Here is a 19,172-nt window from a genome sequence, read left to right as displayed (position 1 = left end):
CAATCCTATATGACTCCGGCGCCTTTCAGCGCTTCGATTGATTCATTGGCAAAACCCCAGTCCGCGAGCACGGCGGCGCTGTGCTGGCCCGGGGAGGCGGCAGCCTGCCCTGCCTGCGGCATCGTGCGGCTGAAACGCGGCGCCGGCGCCGGCTGCACGACGCCGTCAATCTCGATGAAGCTGGCGCGCGCCGCATTGTGCGGGTGGGCGGGCGCTTCGGCCATGTCGAGCACCGGGGCGACGCAGGCGTCGGTCCCTTCCAGGACCGTGCACCACTCGTCGCGGGTGCGGGTGGCGAACAGCGCCGCGAACTTCGCTTTCAGTTCCGGCCAGCGTTTGACGCTCCACTGCTTCTGGAAGTCGAAGTCCTGCGCGCCGCTCAGCTCCAGCAGCTGGGCATAGAACTGCGGTTCGATCGCGCCCACCGACAGGAATTTGCCGTCGGCGCAGGCATAGGTATCGTAGAAAGGTGCGCCACCATCGAGCATGTTCGCTTCGCGCGCGTCAAGCCAGGAGCCGAAGGCGCGCAGGCCGTACATCATCGCGCCCAGCAGCGCCGAGCCGTCGGTCATGGCGGCGTCCACCACCTGGCCCTTGCCCGAGGTCTTCGCTTCCAGCGCCGCGCAGACGACGCCGAAGGCAAGCATCATGGCGCCGCCGCCGAAGTCGCCAACCAGGTTCAGCGGCGGGTTTGGCGGCGTGTCGGCGCGGCCCATCGCGTGCAGCATGCCGGACAGGGCGATGTAGTTCAGGTCATGGCCGGCCGCTTGCGCCAGCGGGCCGTTCTGGCCCCAGCCGGTGACGCGGCCGAAGACCAGTTTCGGGTTGCGCGCCTGGCAGGCCTCGGGGCCGAGGCCGAGGCGCTCCATCACGCCGGGCCGGAAACCTTCGATCAGGATGTCGGCCTGTTCCACCAGTTTTAATACGACCTCGCGCGCTTCAGGCTTCTTGAGGTCGAGGGCGAGCGAGCGGCGTCCGCGCGCCATGACGTCGAATTTCGTGCCCAGCATCGGGAACGGGTTGTCGGCGCCGGGTTTCGTCTTGCGGTCGATGCGGATGACCTCGGCGCCCATATCCGCCAGCATCATGGCGGCGAAGGGACAGGGGCCGAGGCCGACCATTTCGATGATTTTGATGCCAGTGAGCGGTCCGGGCATGAGCGAGTCCTTATAACGACCTGGCGATGATTTCTTTCATGATCTCGTTGGCGCCGCCGTAGATGCGCTGAACGCGCGCGTCGACGTACATCTGGGCGATCGGGTATTCGAGCATGTAGCCGTAGCCGCCGAAGAGCTGCACGCACTGGTCCACCACCTTGCACTGCAGGTCCGAGATCCAGTACTTCGCCATCGAGGCGCGCACGGTGTCCATGCGGCCGGCCAGCATGTCTTCCACGCAGCGGTCGATGAAGATGCGCGCCACCGTGGCTTCGGTCTTGATCTCGGCCAGCACGAAGCGCGTGTTCTGCATCTCGATCAGGGCCTGGCCGAAGGCCTTGCGCTCCTTCGCATGTTCGACCGTGAGCGTGAGCGCGCGCTCGATCGCCGCCACGCCGGCGACGCCGATGATGGTGCGTTCGTAGGGCAGCTCCGTCATCAGCTGGGCAAAGCCCCTGCCCGGCTCAAAGCCGAGCACGCCGTTCAAGGCCACATGGGCGCCATCGAAGAACAGCTCGCAGGTGTCCTGCCCCTTCTGCCCCACCTTTTCCAGGATGCGGCCGACGCGAAAGCCCGGATTGTCCTTCGTTTCGAGCAGCATCAGCGAGATGCCCTTGGCGCCGCCCGCCGGGTCGGTCTTCGCCACCACCAGGATCAGGTCGGCCATGTAGCCGTTCGATATAAACGTTTTCGAGCCGTCCAGGCGGTAGCCGTCGCTGCCCTTGACGGCCGTGGTGCGGATGCCCTTCAGGTCGGAGCCGGCGCCCGGTTCCGACATCGCGATCGCCGCGATCATCTCGCCGCTGGCGAGCTTGGGCAGGTAGTGCCGCTTCTGTTCCTCGGTGCCCTGGTTCAGCAGGTAGTGGGCGACGATGGCGTGCACGTGCAAACCGAAGGCCATGTCGCCGGCATAGCCGAGTTCCTCGAAGACGATGGCCATGTGGGCGAAGTTGCCACCCGAGCCGCCGTATTCCTCGGGGATGTCGGCGGCCAGCAAGCCCATCTCGCCGGCTTTCGTCCACAGCGCGCGGTCGACATGCTGCTGCTGGCGCCAGCGCTCGCCGTGCGGGGCGACTTCGGTGGCGATGAAGCGGCGCACGGCGTCGCGGAAGGATTCCAGTTCCGGGTTCATCCAGGATGGCGTCGTCAAGTCCATGCGCCGCTCCTTAGGCTGACTGGTACAGGGTGACTACGCAGGCGCCGCCCAGGCCCAGGTTGTGCTGCAGGGCCGTGCGCGCGTTGTCCACCTGACGCGCGCCGGCGCTGCCGCGCAGCTGGTGGGTCAGCTCGAAGCACTGGGCCAGGCCGGTGGCGCCGAGCGGGTGCCCTTTCGAGAGCAGGCCGCCCGATGGATTGGTGACGACCTTGCCGCCATAGGTGTTGTCGCCCTCGCGGATGAATTTGTCCGCGCCGCCTTCCGGGCACAGGCCGAGCGCCTCGTAGGTGATCAGCTCGTTGTGGGCGAAGCAGTCGTGCAGTTCGACGACGTCGAGGTCTTCGGGACCGATCCCCGCCTGCTGGTAGACTTTATTCGCCGCTTCGCGGCTCATCTCGTAGCCGACCAGGCGCATCATGTCATTGGCTTCAAACGTGCTGGCGCGGTCGGTCGTCATCGCCTGGGAGGCGATGAAGACGTCGCTGCGCAGGCCGCGCTTGCGCGCAAACTCTTCCGACACCAGCACCGCGGCGGCCGCACCGCAGGTCGGCGGGCAGGCCATCAAACGCGTCATCACGCCCGGCCAGATCATCGGCGCGTCCAGCACGTCCTGCGCCGTGACTTCCTTTTTAAATAGCGCCAGCGGATTGTTGACGGCGTGGCGGCTGGCCTTGGCGCGGATCTGCGCGAAGGCTTCCAAAGGCGTGCCGTATTTTTCCATGTGGGCCAGTCCCGCGCCGCCGAAGTAGCGCAGCGCCAGCGGGATTTCCGGTTTGCCGACCAGGCGATCCGTGACGGCGTCGAAGTCGTCGAAAGGCGTCGGGCGATCGGTGAAGACCGAGCCGAGGGCGCCTGGGCTCATCTGCTCGAAGCCGAGCACCAGCACGCACTCAAGCGCGCCGCTGGCGATTGCCTGGCGCGCCAGGAACAGGGCCGTCGAGCCCGTGGAGCAGTTGTTGTTGACGTTGACGATCGGGATGCCGCTCATGCCGACGCCATACAAGGCTTTCTGGCCGCAGGTCGAGTCGCCGTAGACGTAGCCGACGTAAGCCTGTTCGATGTCGGCGTAGTCGATGCCGGCGTCCTGCAGGGCCGCGCGCGCGGCCTCGGCGGCCATCAGGTGGTACGGGGCGCTCGCGCCCGGCTTGGCGAAGGGGATCATGCCGACGCCCGTGACGTATGCCTTGTTCATGCTGTCTCCTGTGTGTGTTCTTAGCCTGTGGCTTTTATTGAATCGATTATAGCCAGCCAAAGCGGCGCTGGATCGGCCCGGCCTTCGAGGCCCTCCTCTATTTTCCGGCCGTGCCGTCAACGTGCCTTATACTCGTACGATTCCACCTTGATAAGGAGCTGTACTGCATGCATCACGAACTCAGTCTGATCACCACCATCGCCGCCGCCCTGGGCTTCGGCCTCCTGTTCGGCATGATTGCCGTGCGCCTGAAACTGCCGGCCCTGGTCGGTTACCTGGCGGCCGGCATCGTCATCGGACCGGCGACGCCGGGCTTTGTTGCCGACGTGTCGCTGGCCTCCCAATTGGCTGAAATCGGTGTGATGCTGCTGATGTTCGGAGTCGGCCTGCATTTCTCCTTGCGCGACCTGCTCGACGTGCGGAGAATCGCCCTGCCCGGCGCGGTGCTGCAGATCGCGGTGGCGACCCTGATGGGCATTGGCATGGCCTGGTTCTGGGACTGGAGCCTGGGCGCCGGTCTGGTGTTCGGCCTGGCCCTGTCGGTGGCCAGCACCGTGGTGCTGCTGCGCGCGCTGGAAGCGCGCGGCATCCTCGACTCGATGAACGGCCGCATCGCGGTCGGCTGGCTGGTGGTCGAAGACCTCGTGACCGTGCTGGTGCTGGTGCTCTTGCCGGCCCTGGCCGGTCCGCTCGGAGGCAAGGGTGCCGAAGGCGCCGGGGGAGCAGATGCGTCGCTGCTGGCCGCCCTCGGCAAGACCTTGCTGCAGGTCGGGGCTTTTGTGGCCTTCATGCTGATCGTCGGGCGCAAGGTCTTCCCCTGGTTCCTGTGGCGCGTGGCCAAGACCGCGTCGCGCGAACTGTTTACGCTGTCCGTCATCGCCGCCGCAGTCGGCATCGCCTACGGTTCGTCCGAACTGTTCGGCGTCTCGTTCGCGCTGGGCGCCTTCTTCGCCGGCATGGTGCTGCGTGAATCGGACCTCTCGCACCGCGCCGCCGAAGAGTCGCTGCCGCTACGCGACGCATTTTCGGTGCTGTTCTTCGTCTCGGTCGGCATGCTGTTCGACCCGATGGTACTGATCCAGAGCCCGTGGAAGGTGCTGGGCGTGGTCCTCGTCATCATCTTCGGCAAGTCGATCGCCGCGATGCTACTGGTGCTGGCCCTGCGTTATCCACTGAATACCGCGATCACGGTCTCGGCCAGCCTGGCCCAGATCGGTGAATTCTCCTTCATCCTGGCGGCACTCGGCATTTCGCTGGGACTGATGCCGCAGGAGGGACAAAGCCTGATCCTGGCTGGCGCCATCATCTCGATCGCGGTCAACCCGCTGCTGTTCACGGCGATCGAACCGCTGCAGCGCTGGTTGCGCGCCAATTCGCAGGCCGTGCGCAACATGGAGGCCTCGCCCGATCCGCTGGCCGAACTGCCGATGTCGGTGCCGCACGAGCGCCTGACGGGCCAGGTGGTGCTGGTCGGCTTCGGCCGCGTAGGCCGGCGCATCGCCGACGAGCTGACGGCCCAGGGCGTGCACTTCGTCGTCGCCGAGCAGAACCGCGAACTGGTCGAAGCGCTGCGCCGCCGCGACCAGCCGGCGGTGGTCGGCAACGCGGCCGAACCGGCGGTCCTGATCCAGGCCCACATCGCGCGCGCCTCGGTGCTGGTGATCGCCACGCCCGACACCTTCCACGTGCGCACGATGGTCGAGACGGCGAAGATGCTCAATCCGACGATCCGCTGTGTGGTGCGCACCCATAACGAAGAAGAGGCGGAGCTGCTGCGCAAGGAAACCGGCGGCAAGGTCTTCCTGGGCGAGCACGAGCTGGCGGGGAGCATGACGCGGTATGTGATGGAGACGCTGGAGAAGAAGGAACACGCGCACTGAGGCAGCGCACGCACTGGTGGGCACGGGGCGCCCACCCTACCGTAGGGTGGGCGCCCCGTGCCCACCATGTCGTACGTATCGGTCGACGAAAAAAGCCCGCTGGCGTATAACGCACAGCGGGCTTTTTATTCAGAGATGCCGGATCAGGCGGCAACCATCTCGCCAGTCTCCGAGCACAGCTTCAGGTTCGCGTGCTTCGGTGCGAACTGCAGCAGTTCCTTGCGCTCTTCCAGCAGCGCGAACACGGCGTCCTTCGAGAGCACATACTGGTCGAGGAGCGTATCCTTCAGCGACTCGATCATCGCGCGGTAGTCGCGCATCGCGCCCAGCGTGTAGCTGTAGAGTTCATCGGCCTTCTCTTCCATCTGGCGCAGCGTGTGCTCGCCGCTGGCATCGTTCTGAAGCTGGCTGTAATCGATCTTCGAGCGCGAATACATCGACAGGCGGTTCACCATCAGGTTCAGCATCTTGGTGACTTTCTCGATGTCGTTCTGGGCGCCGACCGAGATGCCGCGGGCGCCGTAGAACAGCTCTTCGGCCGCCATGCCGCCGTACAGGCCGATCACGTCGCGCTCGAGTTCTTCCAGCGTGCGCAGCGACATGTCGTCGCCCGACTGCAGGACGTAGCCCAGCGCGCCGATCTTCGATACGGCTTCGGTCGAGATCTTCAGCAGGTGCGACTTTTCCTTCACCTCGTCCAGCGTCAGGCCGGCGCGCAGGTGCGGGTCGATCTGCATGAAGAAGTGGCCCAGTTCGTGCAGGGCGATGCGCTCGCGCTGCTTGTGCTTTTCGGCGGTGGTGGCACGGTCGGTCAGGCCGATCGTGGCGCGCTCGTAGGCACGGAACAGCAGATCGGTATTGATGATCGTCTTTTCCTGGATCGACAGCATCGATGCGCGCTCGACCACGGTTTCCAGCAGCGCCGGGCTCAGGTTCTGGGTAATTTCCGCGACTTGATCCAGATCCAGGTCCTTGTAGTCGACCAGGCCTTCTTTTTTACGCGACAGGAAGCTGCGCAGCAATTCGCGGCGCTCGGTCTTGTTCGGCAGGCGGAAGTTGATCTTGACCGAGAAGCGGCGCAGCATCGCTTCGTCCATTTCGGTCGAGGCATCGTCGAAGTTCGAGGCGACGACCCAGATCACGCCCTGGCCCTTGTCGCTTTTGACGCCGTCCAGCAGGCCCAGCAGGGTATTGGCGGTATCGTCTTCCCACTTCTTTTCGCTGCGGCCGCGCGGCATGAACAGGCTCTGCGCCTCATCCAGGAAAATGATGCACTTACCCTTGGCGCACGCCTTGCGGTACAGGGCGTTCAGGGCCTTCGAGCCGCCACCGACATAACCCGATTCCAGGGCCGAACCCGAGGCCGAGATCAGCGGCATGTTCAGGCGCTTGGCCAGGTAGCCGACCAGCTTGGTCTTACCGGTACCGGCAGGACCGGTCAGCATCACGTTGAAAGGCTTGTCGATGTTGTGCGACGCGTATTCGTCGCGGTTGCGGATCATGTCTTCCAGGTGCAGCACTTCCTGCTTGATGTCTTCCATGCCGATCAGGTCGTCCATGCTGCCCTTGAGCTTGTCCGGGGAAATCATGGTCGCGCTGGCACCCATGCCCGGGATGCCGAACTTCAGGCAGTACACGATCAGCAGAAGCAGGACGATCTCGAAGGCGTGGCGCTTGAGGAAGTCGCCCGCGGCGGCGCCCATCGAACCGCCTTCGTCGAGCACGGCCTTGTGCGAAGCCAGGTATTCGTCCTTGGCGATCGAATAGGGAATGGCGTTCTTGAGCAGCACTTCGCGCTCCAGGCTCAGGTGCGAGGTGCTCGGCACCTTGACCACGTGCAGTTCCGGCGCGTTCTTGAACTTGAAGACGTAGCGCGGCGACTCCGACAGCGGCTTGGCCACCATCAGGTAATCGAGCTTGTCCTTCTGGCCTGCCAGACGGGTGATTTCAGAAATGTCTTGCGAATGAACGACCGGGGCCGGATCCTGCGGCGCGTCGGCCGTATAGATCGCGATACCGGTAGCCGCGCCCAGCAGGACGGCGGCAGCGATGCGGACATAAACGTTCTTGAAGGCAATCTGAAGTCGGGCAAAGTTGGGCATTATCGGTACTCTACAAATGTATGGGTGCGCGTATGCGACAGTGCAAACAGCGGTTGCGTTTCCGAGAAAGCGATCGGAGCAGCGGCGGCTCTTGAAGGCCGGTGGCGTGTCAAACATGTGTGTTCGACATCAATTTGATGCCCTAAGGCAATAGGAATAGAGAGACTATACCCGTAAAAAAAACCCAGATGTATACGCCACGCTTAAAATTTCTTGATCGATGTCATAGCTGGAAAACCTGATAACGCTATTTATTGCAGGCTTGGCAAAAAATGCAGCGCAAGCCGTGGTCATCCTGGAAAGCAGTGGGCATTGTTTCAACAAACGGAAGCGAAATGCTTGACAACTTGCCATTGTCGAATTGACCTGCTGTCGCATTTATTTCACACCCTGCGCCGACGGCGCGCGTCTGTCTAAGACACTTGCCGTAGAGCTGTTTTCAACACGTATCGAACGTCGGTTTCTTCGAAGGCTTTGCTATGCTGGATTGGCACAGGTGTCGCCTGCAGCTGTCACCTGCACTGCTCCGTACTTTCCTCGTTTCGCTACCGGCAGGTTGGCTTGGAAGGAAATATCGTGAACAAGTTCGCACTCGCAGCAGCGCTCGCCTTTGGGCTGAGCGGCATCGCCCAGGCGAAGGTCATTGACCTGGTGGCGGTACCGGCGGGCGCCAATCAGTCCGGCGCGACGGTACAGGGCGGTCCCTGGTCGGCGTTTGCCCTGCCCTCGGGACTCTCCGAACTGCCGGAACCCGAGGTCTTCGCCATGATGCTGGTCGGCCTGATCTTGCTCGGTTACCGGGCACGCCGGGACAGCAACGAAAAATTCAAATAGAACGGCCTTGTGCTTGGACGATCTCTCAGGCGCCCGGCGGGGTAGCTGCGGGCTCATCGCATAGTGCATAGAGCTTGCACAAGGTATTCCAGTTGCGCGAGGTCGTGGTGTCGCCCAATTGCTTACCTAGCGCGGTGGCCGCTGCGCTGGCCAGCACGCCCTCCGGACACCAGACATAGGCCGCGCGCTGGCCGAGCGCCAGCGCTTCCTTGCCCCATGCCTGCTCGCATAGTGGCGCGATCGCGTCACGCAGGGCGGCATCGCCCAAGATGAACACCAGCAGGCGCGCATGGTCGCTCGCCTGTTCCACCAAGGTATTTTCGGCCAGGACGGTAGCCAGCTCCTCGCGGCTGAGCACGAGGACGCGGGCCGCCACGCCCAGTTTCAGCACCAGCTGCTCTTCGATCGCGGCCGCCGCCGCGCCTGGCGTCACCCCATCGGCGGCGAACACGAGGTTCCCGCTGTTGAGGACGCTGCGCACGTCGCGGTAGCCGAGATCGCCGATCAGCTTGCGCAGGTCGGCCATGGCCACGCGCTTGGCGCGGCCGACGTTGATCCCGCGGATCAGGGCGATATAGCGTTGACTCGTCATCTGGCCATGGTAGCGCCCACCGGGCGGTGAGCGGGCTGCGCTTACTTTCTGTTACTTCCTATTACTTGAGCAGGCCTTCCGCGCGCAGCGCCTGCTGCACGGCTGGACGGGCAGCGATGCGGGCGCGGTAGCCGGCCAGTTGCGGCCAGTCGGCCAGGCTGACGCCCACGCGGTCGGCCCAGCCGAGCACCGTGAACAGGTAAGCGTCGGCGACGCTGAAGCGCGCTTCCAGATAGTCCTGCTTGCCCAGTTGCGCCGCGATCGGTTCGATGCGCAGCGCCAGCATCTTGCGCGCGTGGGCTTTCATGTCTTCGCTGGCGGCCGGATTGAACAGGGGGCTGAAGTTCTTGTGCACTTCCGTCGAAATGTAGTTGAGCCAGGAAATGACGCGATAGCGCGCAGCGTCGCCCACGGGCGGCAGCAGGTTCGCGCCTGGAACGCGGTCGGCCAGGTACTGGACGATGGCCGGGCCTTCGGTCAGCAGGCTGCCGTCGTCCAGCGCCAGCGCCGGCACGTAGCCTTTCGGATTGATGGCGCGGTAGTCGTCGCCGCTGGCCGTCTTCTTTTCGCGCAGGTCGACGCGCTCGGCGCTAAAGTCCAGGCCGGTCTCGAGCAGGATGATGTGGGGAGACAGCGAGCAGGCGCCAGGGCTGAAGTACAGTTTCATGAAAGTCCTTGATCTGATGAGAAGAGACGCCGGCATGCACGGGCGGCAGGACCGGCGGAGCATGGCGAGAATACAATAATCGGCGTGGCGGTGCTTGGGACGGTGCAGAAAAGGGATGCGGTACCGGGGCGGGCGCCCAAGGCGCGGGTCAGGTCCCGGGCGTCAGGATGGGGAGGAAAAGAAACGACAACGCATCCGGCAGGCAGGCGCCAGCGGGACGCGAAAAAGTAAAGGCAGCGGGCGCAGCGTCGCTCAGGACGCCGGGCCGCTGCCTGGCTTTACCGAAGGCATGGCAACAAACACCGCCATGCCGCCGGCATTAGTGCGCATAGTTACCGGTCGAAGAAGGCGCTGCCTCGTTGGTCTGCGCTTGCTGCTGCTGTTGCTGCTGCTGCGCGGCGGCGGCTTGCGCTGCCTTCTCTTCTGGCTTCGGACGGCCTTGCGCGTCGGACAGGCGATATTTGGTACGGCGGTCGCCCATCAGGTCGCGCAGATCGCGAATGCTCATGCCGGTCACTTCGTGCATGCGGATCAGCAGCGAGGCGCCGACCGGCAGGCGGTGGTGGCGGATCTTGCTGATGACCGGCGGGGCCACCTCGAGCATGCGCGACAGGGCCGCGTCATTCTTCAGCTGCATCTTGCCCAGCAAGATGTCCAGCAGGTGGTTCGGGTTGTAGCTTTCCTGCGATGACAAAGCATGGTGTGCCATGATGTTTACCTCGTAAAGTGAATGAAATAGTTCCGTTACGAACTTCGAATGACTACCTTTCGTCAACCTAAGTTCCCGGACACGCTCCTGGGCCATTAAACAGAACGAGTCTGAGTCCTAGCTTAAAAACAATGCCGGCGTACATCCGTCCTGCTTAACAATCCCCGAACGCACTTGTCTTTCAAACAAATTATCAGACCCTTACGAACCCTTCGTGTCCGTCCTGAGCACATGAGTCATTGTTGGAAATCAAGCTATCGTGTGGAAAGCTTGTCACATAAGCATTTCAACACATGGGGATAATTTGTGGCGCACGCAAGAGATTTTTTTTAGTAATTTATGTAAAAGAATTCATAGGGAAGCCTTTGATTTACAACAGGAAACATATTGAGCAAACGCTGACTCTACCTTAGTTCCAGCGATTTAATTCCTGGGTGCAATTTAACAATCTGAATAGATTGGCAATCGTTTCGAGGGATGCAACAATCGATTCCCAGGCGCATTGAATCTCGCCCGTTTGCATGTCCTTTTTTGGTCAGCAAGAGCGAATTACGGTAAACTCCCTTGTCGCCTTGTCACAGCCCCGCCCTTCTTTTCCCACCAAGCATTTATGCAGAAAAAAGTATTTATCAAGACCTTTGGTTGCCAGATGAACGAGTACGACTCGGACAAAATGGCAGACGTCCTCGGCGCATCCGACGGGCTCGTGCGCACCGACACGCCCGACGATGCCGACGTCATCCTCTTTAATACTTGTTCTGTACGAGAAAAGGCTCAGGAAAAAGTATTTTCCGACCTGGGTCGTCTGCGCGCCTTGAAACGCGAGCGTCCCGACCTCATCATCGGTGTAGGCGGATGCGTGGCTTCGCAGGAAGGCGAAGCGATCGTCAAGCGCGCGCCGCATGTGGACATGGTGTTCGGGCCGCAAACCCTGCATCGCCTGCCGCAGATGATCCGCGAACGGCGCAGCACGGGATCGGCCCAGGTCGACATCAGTTTCCCGGAAATCGAGAAGTTCGATCACCTGCCTCCGGCCAAGATCGAAGGGCCGGTAGCCTATGTGTCGATCATGGAAGGCTGCAGCAAGTATTGCAGCTACTGCGTCGTGCCCTATACGCGTGGCGAAGAAGTCTCGCGCCGCTTCGAGGATGTGCTGACGGAAGTCGCCGGCCTGGCCGCCCAGGGCGTGAAGGAAATCATGCTGCTGGGCCAGAACGTGAATGCCTTCCGCGGCACGATGGAAAATGGTGACGTGGCCGACTTTGCCTTGCTGCTCGAATATATTGCCGCCATTCCCGGCATCGAGCGCCTGCGCTTCGTCACCAGCCATCCGAAGGAGTTTACCCAGCGCCTGATCGACGCCTACGCGAAGATTCCGCAGCTGGTGAACCACCTGTACCTGCCGGTGCAGCACGGCTCCGACAAGATCCTCGGCGCCATGAAGCGCGGCTATACGGGCCTGGAGTACAAGTCGATCATTCGCCGCATCCGCGCCGTGCGTCCGGACATCGCGATCTCGTCGGACTTCATCGTCGGCTTCCCCGGCGAGTCCGACGCCGATTTCGAAGCGATGATGAAGCTGGTGGAGGATGTCGGCTTCGATAACAGTTTTAGCTTTATTTTCAGCAAGCGCCCCGGTACGCCGGCCGCGAACCTGGAAGACGATACCCCGCACGAGGTCAAGCTGGCGCGCCTGCAGCGCCTGCAAGCCCTGATCGATGCCAACACGCGCAAGTACAGCGCGGCAATGGTCGGCACCGTCCAGCGCGTGCTCGTCGAGGGACCGTCGAAGAAAGATCCGTCGGAACTGCAAGGCCGCACCGAAAGCAACCGTGTGGTCATCTTCGCGCCGGGCGCCCTGGGCGCCGCGCTGATCGGCCAGCTGGTCGATGTGCGCGTCACCGAGAGCCTGGATTATTCATTGCGCGGCGAGCTCGTCGCCAATCTCGATACGATTGCCAAAGCCAGTTGAAAACACAAGCAACCCAGCCGTCCTACTTCATCCCCGAGCCGCTCGATAACACGCGGCTCGCCCACCTGTGCGGTCCGCTCGACGAGAACCTGCGCCAGATCTCGGCGGCCCTCGACGTGACCATCTTCCGCCGCGGCGAGAAATTCATCGTCAGCGGCGCCAATGCCGAGCGCGCCGTCGAGCTGCTCGAGCGTTTCTATGCCGTCGCCAACAAGGTCGTGCCGATCGAGGAAGTGCAGCTGGCCCTGGTCGAACAGCGCGCCGGCCTGCGCCCTGCGGCCGAAGGCGCGCCGGCAGCGGCTGCCCAGGACAAGGACCAAGAGACGGATGCGGAAACGGACGAGACCGAGCTCGTCAGCCCGACGCTGAAAACGCGCCGCAGCGACCTGCGCGGCCGCACCCCGCACCAGATCCAATATCTGAAGGCGGTGCTCGAGCACGACATCAGCTTCGGCATCGGCCCGGCCGGTACCGGTAAAACCTACCTGGCTGTCGCCTGTGCGGTCGACGCCCTGGAGCGCGACGCGGTAAAACGCATCATCCTGACCCGTCCGGCCGTCGAAGCGGGCGAACGTCTCGGCTTCCTGCCGGGCGACATGAGCCAGAAGGTCGACCCTTATCTGCGTCCGCTGTACGACGCGCTGTACGACCTGCTCGGCTTTGACCGCACACAAAAACTATTCGAGAAGCAGGTGATCGAGATCGCCCCGCTCGCCTACATGCGCGGCCGCACGCTGAACCACGCCTTCGTCATCCTCGACGAGGCGCAGAACACGACGGTCGAGCAGATGAAGATGTTCCTGACGCGTATCGGTTTCGGCAGCAAGGCCGTGGTGACGGGCGACGTCACCCAGGTCGACCTGCATAAAACCCAGCGCAGCGGCCTGGTCGACGCCATGCACGTGCTGAAGGACGTGCGCGGGATCGCCTTCTCGCAATTCTCGAGTGCCGACGTGGTGCGCCATCCGCTGGTAGGCCGCATCGTCGACGCCTACGAAAAAGCCACGGCCGTCCAGGAAATGGGCGCTTTACCAAAACCAACTACTGTTCGCAATGCAAGAAAAAAATCATCCGCTTGACCTCGACGTCCAGTATCCGGACGCCCGCCTCGAAGCCAGCATCACGCCCGAGCTGGTGGAGCGCTGGGTGCGCGCCACCCTGCTGGGACCGGCCGAACTAACGATCCGTTTCGTCGACAGTGCCGAGGGCCAAACGCTGAACCGCGACTACCGCGGCAAGGATTACGCCACCAACGTGCTGACCTTCGCCTACAACGAAGGCGAGGAACTGGCGGACGACGAGCCGACCCAGGCCGACATCATCCTGTGCACGGACGTGCTGCAGCGCGAGGCGGAAGAACAGAAGAAGACGGTCGAGGAACACGCGGCGCACCTGATCGTGCACGGCGTGCTGCATGCCCAGGGCTACGACCACGAGCACGACGAGGAAGCGGAAGAGATGGAACAGTTCGAGCGCGACATCATGGAAGTGCTCGGATATCCGGATCCGTACGCGGGCGAATAAGCGTCGCCGAGAACAGTAAGCAACAGCAAACGCCGGCGCGGGCCACACCCGCGCCGGCGTTTTTTTATGCCTTCAACTGGTCGCCGATCGGCAGCTTGCGAATCCGTTTACCGGTCGCCGCGAACACGGCATTCGCCAGCGCCGGCGCAATGCCCGCCGTGCCCGGCTCGCCGATGCCGCCCGGCTCATCGTGGCTGTTCACGATGTGCACTTCGACCTTCGGCGCTTCGTTGATGCGCATCATGCGGTAATCGCCGAAGTTGGTCTGCTGGACGCGGCCCTTGTCGATCGTGATCTCGTTCCACAGCGCCGCCGTAGCGCCGAAGACGATGCCACCTTCCATCTGGGCAACGATCGTATCGGGATTCACGGCCTGGCCACAATCGACCGCGCACACGACCCGGTGCACGCGCACGTCGCCGTCCGGACCGACCGAGACTTCCGCCACCTGCGCCATGTAGCTGCCGAAAGCAAACTGGGTCGAGATGCCGCGCCCGACCTTGCGTCCGGCGATCGGCGCCAGTGGTTTCCCCCAGCCGGCTTTCTGCGCCGCCAGGTTCAGCACGCCCAGGGTGCGCGGCGATTTGTCGAGCATGGCGCGGCGGAAGGCCACCGGATCCTGCTTCGCCGCCTGCGCCAGCTCGTCGATGAAACTTTCGACCACAAACACGTTGTGGGTCGGACCGACGCCGCGCCAGAAGGCCGTCGGCACGCCCGGCGGTTCATGGCGCACGTATTCGACCCGCATGTCGGGGATCGTGTATTGCAAATCGGCTGCGCCCTCCACCGCATCCGGGTCAACGCCGTTTTTCACCGCCGGCGGCGCGAAGCGCGCCATGATGGACGAGCCCGTCACCCGGTGGAACCAGGCGGCGATGCGGCCCTTGTCGTCCAGGCGCGCGGCCAGGCGGTCCACATAATAGGGACGGAACATGTCGTGCTGGATATCTTCTTCGCGGGTCCAGATGAATTTTACGGGGCCCTTGGTCAGCTTGGCGAAGGCGACCGCCTGGATCACGTAGTCGACTTCCAGGCGCCGGCCGAAACCGCCGCCCAGATAATAGTTGTGGACCTTGACCTTTTCGACCGGGATGCCGGCCACCTTGGCCGCCGCGCCCTGCGCCAGCGCCGGCACCTGGGTGCCGACCCAGAGGTCGCAGCCGTCGGCGCGCAAGTCCACCGTGCAATTCATCGGTTCCATGGTCGCATGGGCCAGAAAAGGCATCTCATACACCGCCTCGAGCTTGCGGCCGCCGTCCTGGCCGAGCGCCTTGATGGCGTCGCCGGCATTCTTGGCGACCGCGCCGCCGCCTTCCGACACCTTCATCATGTCGCCGACGATGCTTGCCAGGGACACCTTGCCGTTGGCGCCATCGTCCCAGCGCGGCGCGGCCGCCAGCAGGCCCTGCTTCGCCGCCCAGAAGTGATCGGCGACGACCGCCACGGCACCTTCCAGGCGCAGCACCTGGCGCACACCCTTGACCGCCATCGCCTTGGCTTCGTCCACGCCGACCAGCTTGCCGCCCGTGACGGGCGATGCCGCCACGGCCGCGATACCCATGTTCGGCAGGCGCGCATCGATGCCGAACAGCGCTTCGCCATTCGTCTTGGCCGCCGAGTCGAGGCGCTTCATCGACTTGCCGATCAGCACGAAGTCTTCCGGCGCCTTTAGCTTGACGTTCTTCGGCAAGTCCATCTTCGAGGCTGCATCGACCAGCTCGCCGAAGTGGGCCGAGCGGTTCGAGGCCTGGTGGCGCACCGAGCCGGCCACGACCTGCAGTTCGCTGGTATCGACGTTCCAGTTCTTGGCGGCAGCGGAAACCAGAACGCTGCGCACCATGGCGCCCGCTTCGCGCAGCGGCTTCCAGGCACCGCGCACCGAGGTCGAGCCGCCCGTCACCTGGCCGCCCAGCAGCGGATCGGCATACAGTTCGTTATTCGCCGGCGCCTGCTCCAGTTTTACTTTCGACAGGTCCGCCCCCAGCTCTTCGGCCAGCAGCATCGGCATCGAGGTAAACGTTCCTTGTCCCATCTCGACCTTGTGGACGATCAGGGTGACGATGCCGGCGCGGTCGATGCGAATAAAAGCGTCGCGCGCGAGGCCGGGCGGGGTGTCGGAATGCTCGGTCGAGGCCTGGCCGACCGCCTTCTCCGGCGGCGGCTCCTTGCGGTCGTCGCTTTTCTGGCAGCCGAACAGCGAGAAACCGAACAGCAGGCCACCGCCGGCGGTCGCGCCGAGCTGCATGAAACGGCGACGGGAGTTAGGGACGCGGGTTTCCTTGATCTGGCTCATGCACGCACTCCTTATTTGGCCGCGGCGATCTTGATCGCCTGGCGGATACGTCCATAGGTGCCGCAGCGGCAGATGTTGCCGGACATCGCATTATCGATGTCGGCGTCGCTCGGCTTCGGCGTGGCTTGCAGCAAGGCCGTGGCCGACATGATCTGGCCCGACTGGCAATAGCCGCACTGCACCACGTCGATCTGGCGCCAGGCTTCCTGCACCTTGGCGCCGACCGGGTCCTGGCCGATGGCCTCGATGGTGACGATTTTCTTGCCGGCGGCGGCCGAGACGGGCGTCACGCAGGAGCGGATCGGCTGGCCGTCGAGGTGGACGGTGCAGGCGCCGCACAGGGCCTGGCCGCAGCCGAACTTGGTGCCGGTCAGGCCGGCCACGTCACGCAGCACCCACAGCAGGGGCATGTCGTCGGGAACATCGAGGGTGGTGGTGGTGCCGTTGATGGTGAGAGCGGGCATGGGCGGATTCCTTTGCTTTTTGGCCAATTAATCCATCATAAAGCAAGCGCGCCCGATACGCTGAGGACCCTGCCGAAAGGGCTACCGCGCTCTGGCGGGTCCGCTTTTGGTGTATGCTACGTCCATCGCAACAACGGCTTCACGCCAACTATGCCCGAGTATCCCAGTGACGTCCGATCGGACGCCAAACCCCACCGGTCGCTCTTCGAACGACTGACCGCACTCATCTCCCCTGAGCCAGAAAACCGCACCGAGCTGCTCGAAGTGCTGCACGAAGCACACGAGCGCAACCTGATCGATGCCGACGCCCTGTCGATGATCGAGGGTGTGTTCCAGGTCTCCGACCTCTCCGCGCGCGACATCATGGTGCCCCGTTCCCAGATGGACGTGATCGACATCACCGATCCGATCGAGGAATGGCTGCCGATCGTGCTGGAAACCCAGCACTCGCGCTTCCCCGCCATCGAAGGCGAGCGCGACAAGGTGGTCGGCATCCTGCTGGCCAAGGATTTGCTGCGCTATTACGCAGAGGAAAGTTTCGACGTGCGCGCCATGCTGCGTCCGGCGATCTTCATTCCGGAATCGAAACGCCTGAACGTGCTGCTGCGCGATTTCCGTGCGAATCACAACCACATGGCCATCGTCGTCGACGAGTACAGCGGCGTGGCCGGCCTGATCACGATCGAAGACGTGCTGGAGCAGATCGTCGGCGACATCGAAGACGAATACGATTTCGACGAGGAAGAAGACAACGTGTTGTCGGTCAAGGAAGGACAATTGGGCCCGCGCTGGCGCGTCAAGGCCCTGACCGAGATCGACCAGTTCAACGAAGAAATCGGCGTCGACCTGCCGGAAGACGAGGCCGACACCATCGGCGGCTTCGTTGCCGGCCACCTCGGCCGGATGCCGCACAAGGGCGAGGAATTCACCCTGCGTAACCTGCGTTTCGAGGTGCTGCGCGCCGATGCGCGCCAGATCCACGTCCTGCTGGTCGAAAAGCTGCCGTCCGCGCAGCACGCCCGCGACGACGACGATTGATGCTGCGCCGCCGTCCCGCCAGCGCGCCCGTGGCCACCGTGCGGGGCGCCCGTCCTTCCCTGCGTGAACTGGTGCTGGCGGCGCTGGCCGGCGGCGCCTCCCTCTTCTCCTTCGAACCCTTCGGCTGGTGGCCGCTGCAGTTCCTGCTGCTGGCCTATTTCTTCTACCGGGTCGGGCTCGGCCAATCGGTAAAGCGTGCGACCCTGCTCGGCTGGGCCTTCGGCTTCGGCTGGTCGGTGGCCGGCATGCACTGGCTGTACATCGCCCTGAACCGCTTCGGCGGGCTGCCCGCCATCCTGTCGGCCATCGCCATCTGCCTGCTCGGTCTCTACATGGGCCTGTTCGGGGCCTTTGCCGCCGGCAGCGCCACCTGGCTGCGCCGCCGCTGGTCGCTGCCGCTGGCCAGCTTCGTGCTGCTGGTCCTGCCCGTCACCTGGGGCGTATCCGAATGGATGCGCGGCTGGGTGTTTACCGGTTTCCCCTGGGCCTCTTCCGGCTATGCGCATAACGTCGCGCCGCTCGGCGGCTTCGCTCCGCTCATCGGCGTGTACGGCATCGGCGTGCTCGTCGCACTGTGCGCCGGCTGCCTCGTCATGCTGACCCAGCGCAAGCGGCCCTGGACGATCGGCCTGCTCGGCGCCGTGCTGATGGCGGGTTTTACTCTGCGCCACATCGACTGGACGGCGCCATCCGGCGCGCCGATCTCGGTACGCCTGCTGCAGGGCGACATCCCGCAAGACGAGAAATTCAGCAACGCCCACCTGCAATCCATCCTCGACCGCTACCAGCAACTGCTGACGGCGAAGCCGGCCGACCTGGTCGCCGCGCCGGAGACGGCGATCCCCGTGTTTCCACACCAGCTGCCGGCTGGCTACCTGACGCGCCTGGGCGATTACGCCAAGGAAAGCGGCAGCCACCTGGTGTTCGGCATTCCGCTGATGGACAGCGCCACCAATTACGCCAACAGCGTCGCCAGCCTGGGTCCGCAAGGCGAATCCTTCCGCTACGACAAGCACCACCTGGTGCCCTTCGGCGAATTCATCCCGACCGGCTTCCGCTGGTTCACCGACCTGATGCACATTCCGCTGGGCGACTTTACGCGCGGCGCCGCCGTGCAGCAGCCGTTCAGGGTGAAAGACCAGCTGGTGCTGCCGAACGTCTGCTACGAGGACGTGTTTGGCGAGGAGATCGCGGCCCAGCTGCGTGGTGCGCCGCAACCGGCAACCCTGCTGTTGAACGTCTCGAACCTCGCCTGGTATGGCGAATCGGTGGCGATTCCCCAGCACCTGCAGATTTCGCGCATGCGCTCGCTCGAAACCGGCCGCCCGATGCTGCGTGCGACCAACAACGGCGCCACCGCGATCATCGACGGCAAGGGCAATGTCGTGCAGTCGATCCCTTACTTCCGCCAGGGCGTGCTCGAGGCGAAGGTGCAGGGCATGCGTGGCATGACCCCGTACATTCGCTTCGGCAACTACGCCTTCCTGCTGCTCGGCGCCCTCGCCTTGCTGGGCGCATGGTTTTCCGGGCGCAATTACCGAAAGAAAAAGGCCAATGCTGAATAGTTGAGGTAAATCCAGCCCCAGAGGCCG

The 19,172-nt window shown here is 63.7% G+C and carries 16 protein-coding genes; 7 read left to right on the top strand and 9 right to left on the bottom strand.

All coding sequences use genetic code 11. The annotated features are described in order from the left end of the window. Window positions 1–5: 5 nt before the first annotated feature. The 3 genes from C2862_RS16745 to C2862_RS16735 are packed head-to-tail and all read right to left on the bottom strand — an operon-like array spanning window position 6 to window position 3,505. Entirely contained in the window at window positions 6–1,157 is a 1,152-nt protein-coding gene (locus C2862_RS16745; RefSeq protein ID WP_136221275.1) for a CaiB/BaiF CoA-transferase family protein, read from the bottom strand. A gap of 10 nt (window positions 1,158–1,167) precedes the next feature. Beyond that, window positions 1,168–2,313, bottom strand: coding sequence for an acyl-CoA dehydrogenase family protein (locus C2862_RS16740; protein WP_229467474.1), 1,146 nt, complete (start codon window positions 2,311–2,313; stop codon window positions 1,168–1,170). A gap of 10 nt (window positions 2,314–2,323) precedes the next feature. Beyond that, window positions 2,324–3,505 carry a lipid-transfer protein gene (locus C2862_RS16735; protein ID WP_136221274.1) on the bottom strand — a complete coding sequence of 394 codons (1,182 nt, stop codon included), beginning with the start codon at window positions 3,503–3,505 and terminating at the stop codon, window positions 2,324–2,326. Window positions 3,506–3,672: 167 nt separating this feature from the next. Here C2862_RS16735 and ybaL point away from each other — a divergent pair, with 167 nt between their 5' ends. Beyond that, window positions 3,673–5,385 carry a YbaL family putative K(+) efflux transporter gene (gene ybaL / locus C2862_RS16730; RefSeq protein ID WP_136221273.1) on the top strand — a complete coding sequence of 571 codons (1,713 nt, stop codon included), beginning with the start codon at window positions 3,673–3,675 and terminating at the stop codon, window positions 5,383–5,385. A 143-nt stretch (window positions 5,386–5,528) separates the two neighbouring features. Here ybaL and C2862_RS16725 read toward each other — a convergent pair whose 3' ends face one another. Then, window positions 5,529–7,487: an AAA family ATPase gene (locus tag C2862_RS16725; protein WP_136221272.1), complete on the bottom strand. Its 1,959-nt coding sequence runs from the start codon at window positions 7,485–7,487 to the stop codon at window positions 5,529–5,531. 576 nt (window positions 7,488–8,063) lie between these two features. Here C2862_RS16725 and C2862_RS16720 point away from each other — a divergent pair. Continuing rightward, entirely contained in the window at window positions 8,064–8,321 is a 258-nt protein-coding gene (locus C2862_RS16720) for a hypothetical protein (protein ID WP_136221271.1), read from the top strand. 25 nt (window positions 8,322–8,346) lie between these two features. Here C2862_RS16720 and C2862_RS16715 read toward each other — a convergent pair whose 3' ends face one another. From C2862_RS16715 to C2862_RS16705, 3 genes are all read right to left on the bottom strand, one after another. Next, on the bottom strand, window positions 8,347–8,913 hold the full coding sequence (locus C2862_RS16715; protein ID WP_136221270.1) for a DUF1697 domain-containing protein: 567 nt from the start codon (window positions 8,911–8,913) through the stop codon (window positions 8,347–8,349). Window positions 8,914–8,974: 61 nt separating this feature from the next. Beyond that, window positions 8,975–9,580 carry a glutathione transferase GstA gene (gene gstA, locus C2862_RS16710; protein ID WP_136221269.1) on the bottom strand — a complete coding sequence of 202 codons (606 nt, stop codon included), beginning with the start codon at window positions 9,578–9,580 and terminating at the stop codon, window positions 8,975–8,977. 319 nt (window positions 9,581–9,899) lie between these two features. Beyond that, window positions 9,900–10,289: a hypothetical protein gene (locus C2862_RS16705; protein ID WP_136221268.1), complete on the bottom strand. Its 390-nt coding sequence runs from the start codon at window positions 10,287–10,289 to the stop codon at window positions 9,900–9,902. 610 nt (window positions 10,290–10,899) lie between these two features. Here C2862_RS16705 and miaB point away from each other — a divergent pair. Genes miaB through ybeY form a run of 3 tightly spaced genes read left to right on the top strand, consistent with a single transcriptional unit; the run spans window position 10,900 to window position 13,785 of the window. After that, a complete protein-coding gene (gene miaB / locus C2862_RS16700) occupies window positions 10,900–12,261 on the top strand; it encodes a tRNA (N6-isopentenyl adenosine(37)-C2)-methylthiotransferase MiaB (RefSeq protein ID WP_136221267.1) in 1,362 nt (453 codons plus the stop codon). Next, a complete protein-coding gene (locus tag C2862_RS16695; protein WP_136221266.1) occupies window positions 12,258–13,340 on the top strand; it encodes a PhoH family protein in 1,083 nt (360 codons plus the stop codon). Before miaB ends, C2862_RS16695 begins: the two co-directional genes overlap by 4 nt. Then, window positions 13,315–13,785, top strand: coding sequence for an rRNA maturation RNase YbeY (ybeY, locus tag C2862_RS16690; RefSeq protein WP_136221265.1), 471 nt, complete (start codon window positions 13,315–13,317; stop codon window positions 13,783–13,785). The genes C2862_RS16695 and ybeY overlap by 26 nt, the downstream gene beginning before the upstream one ends. 64 nt (window positions 13,786–13,849) lie before the next feature. Here the strand turns inward: ybeY and C2862_RS16685 are convergent, their stop codons facing one another. Together C2862_RS16685 and C2862_RS16680 are read right to left on the bottom strand one after the other, a co-directional pair. Continuing rightward, window positions 13,850–16,078: a xanthine dehydrogenase family protein molybdopterin-binding subunit gene (locus C2862_RS16685; protein ID WP_136221264.1), complete on the bottom strand. Its 2,229-nt coding sequence runs from the start codon at window positions 16,076–16,078 to the stop codon at window positions 13,850–13,852. Window positions 16,079–16,089: 11 nt separating this feature from the next. Next, window positions 16,090–16,542 carry a (2Fe-2S)-binding protein gene (locus C2862_RS16680; protein ID WP_136221263.1) on the bottom strand — a complete coding sequence of 151 codons (453 nt, stop codon included), beginning with the start codon at window positions 16,540–16,542 and terminating at the stop codon, window positions 16,090–16,092. A 150-nt stretch (window positions 16,543–16,692) separates the two neighbouring features. Between C2862_RS16680 and C2862_RS16675 the strand changes: the two genes are divergently transcribed. Both C2862_RS16675 and lnt read left to right on the top strand, forming a co-directional pair. Further along, window positions 16,693–17,580, top strand: a complete 888-nt coding sequence (locus C2862_RS16675; RefSeq protein ID WP_136221262.1) for an HlyC/CorC family transporter — start codon at window positions 16,693–16,695, stop codon at window positions 17,578–17,580. Next, window positions 17,580–19,145, top strand: a complete 1,566-nt coding sequence (gene lnt, locus C2862_RS16670) for an apolipoprotein N-acyltransferase (protein WP_136221261.1) — start codon at window positions 17,580–17,582, stop codon at window positions 19,143–19,145. The genes C2862_RS16675 and lnt overlap by 1 nt, the downstream gene beginning before the upstream one ends. The last annotated feature ends 27 nt before the right edge of the window (window positions 19,146–19,172 follow it).

This window comes from Massilia sp. Mn16-1_5, assembly GCF_004798585.1.
GTDB lineage: Bacteria > Pseudomonadota > Gammaproteobacteria > Burkholderiales > Burkholderiaceae_D > Telluria.
The sequence above is the reverse complement of the archived record's forward strand: the minus strand, read 5'-3'. Positions and strand labels throughout refer to the sequence as shown.

Excerpts from the sequence above, each read along its gene's own strand:
- ybaL (WP_136221273.1), top strand. The coding sequence starts at position 3,673 with ATGCATCACGAACTCAGTCTGATCACCACCATCGCCGCCGCCCTGGGC.
- lnt (WP_136221261.1), top strand. The coding sequence starts at position 17,580 with ATGCTGCGCCGCCGTCCCGCCAGCGCGCCCGTGGCCACCGTGCGGGGC.
- gstA (WP_136221269.1), bottom strand. The coding sequence starts at position 9,580 with ATGAAACTGTACTTCAGCCCTGGCGCCTGCTCGCTGTCTCCCCACATC.
- C2862_RS16740 (WP_229467474.1), bottom strand. The coding sequence starts at position 2,313 with ATGGACTTGACGACGCCATCCTGGATGAACCCGGAACTGGAATCCTTC.
- C2862_RS16725 (WP_136221272.1), bottom strand. The coding sequence starts at position 7,487 with ATGCCCAACTTTGCCCGACTTCAGATTGCCTTCAAGAACGTTTATGTC.
- ybeY (WP_136221265.1), top strand. The coding sequence starts at position 13,315 with ATGCAAGAAAAAAATCATCCGCTTGACCTCGACGTCCAGTATCCGGAC.
- C2862_RS16675 (WP_136221262.1), top strand. The coding sequence starts at position 16,693 with ATGCCCGAGTATCCCAGTGACGTCCGATCGGACGCCAAACCCCACCGG.
- miaB (WP_136221267.1), top strand. The coding sequence starts at position 10,900 with ATGCAGAAAAAAGTATTTATCAAGACCTTTGGTTGCCAGATGAACGAG.
- C2862_RS16715 (WP_136221270.1), bottom strand. The coding sequence starts at position 8,913 with ATGACGAGTCAACGCTATATCGCCCTGATCCGCGGGATCAACGTCGGC.
- C2862_RS16680 (WP_136221263.1), bottom strand. The coding sequence starts at position 16,542 with ATGCCCGCTCTCACCATCAACGGCACCACCACCACCCTCGATGTTCCC.
- C2862_RS16705 (WP_136221268.1), bottom strand. The coding sequence starts at position 10,289 with ATGGCACACCATGCTTTGTCATCGCAGGAAAGCTACAACCCGAACCAC.
- C2862_RS16685 (WP_136221264.1), bottom strand. The coding sequence starts at position 16,078 with ATGAGCCAGATCAAGGAAACCCGCGTCCCTAACTCCCGTCGCCGTTTC.
- C2862_RS16745 (WP_136221275.1), bottom strand. The coding sequence starts at position 1,157 with ATGCCCGGACCGCTCACTGGCATCAAAATCATCGAAATGGTCGGCCTC.
- C2862_RS16735 (WP_136221274.1), bottom strand. The coding sequence starts at position 3,505 with ATGAACAAGGCATACGTCACGGGCGTCGGCATGATCCCCTTCGCCAAG.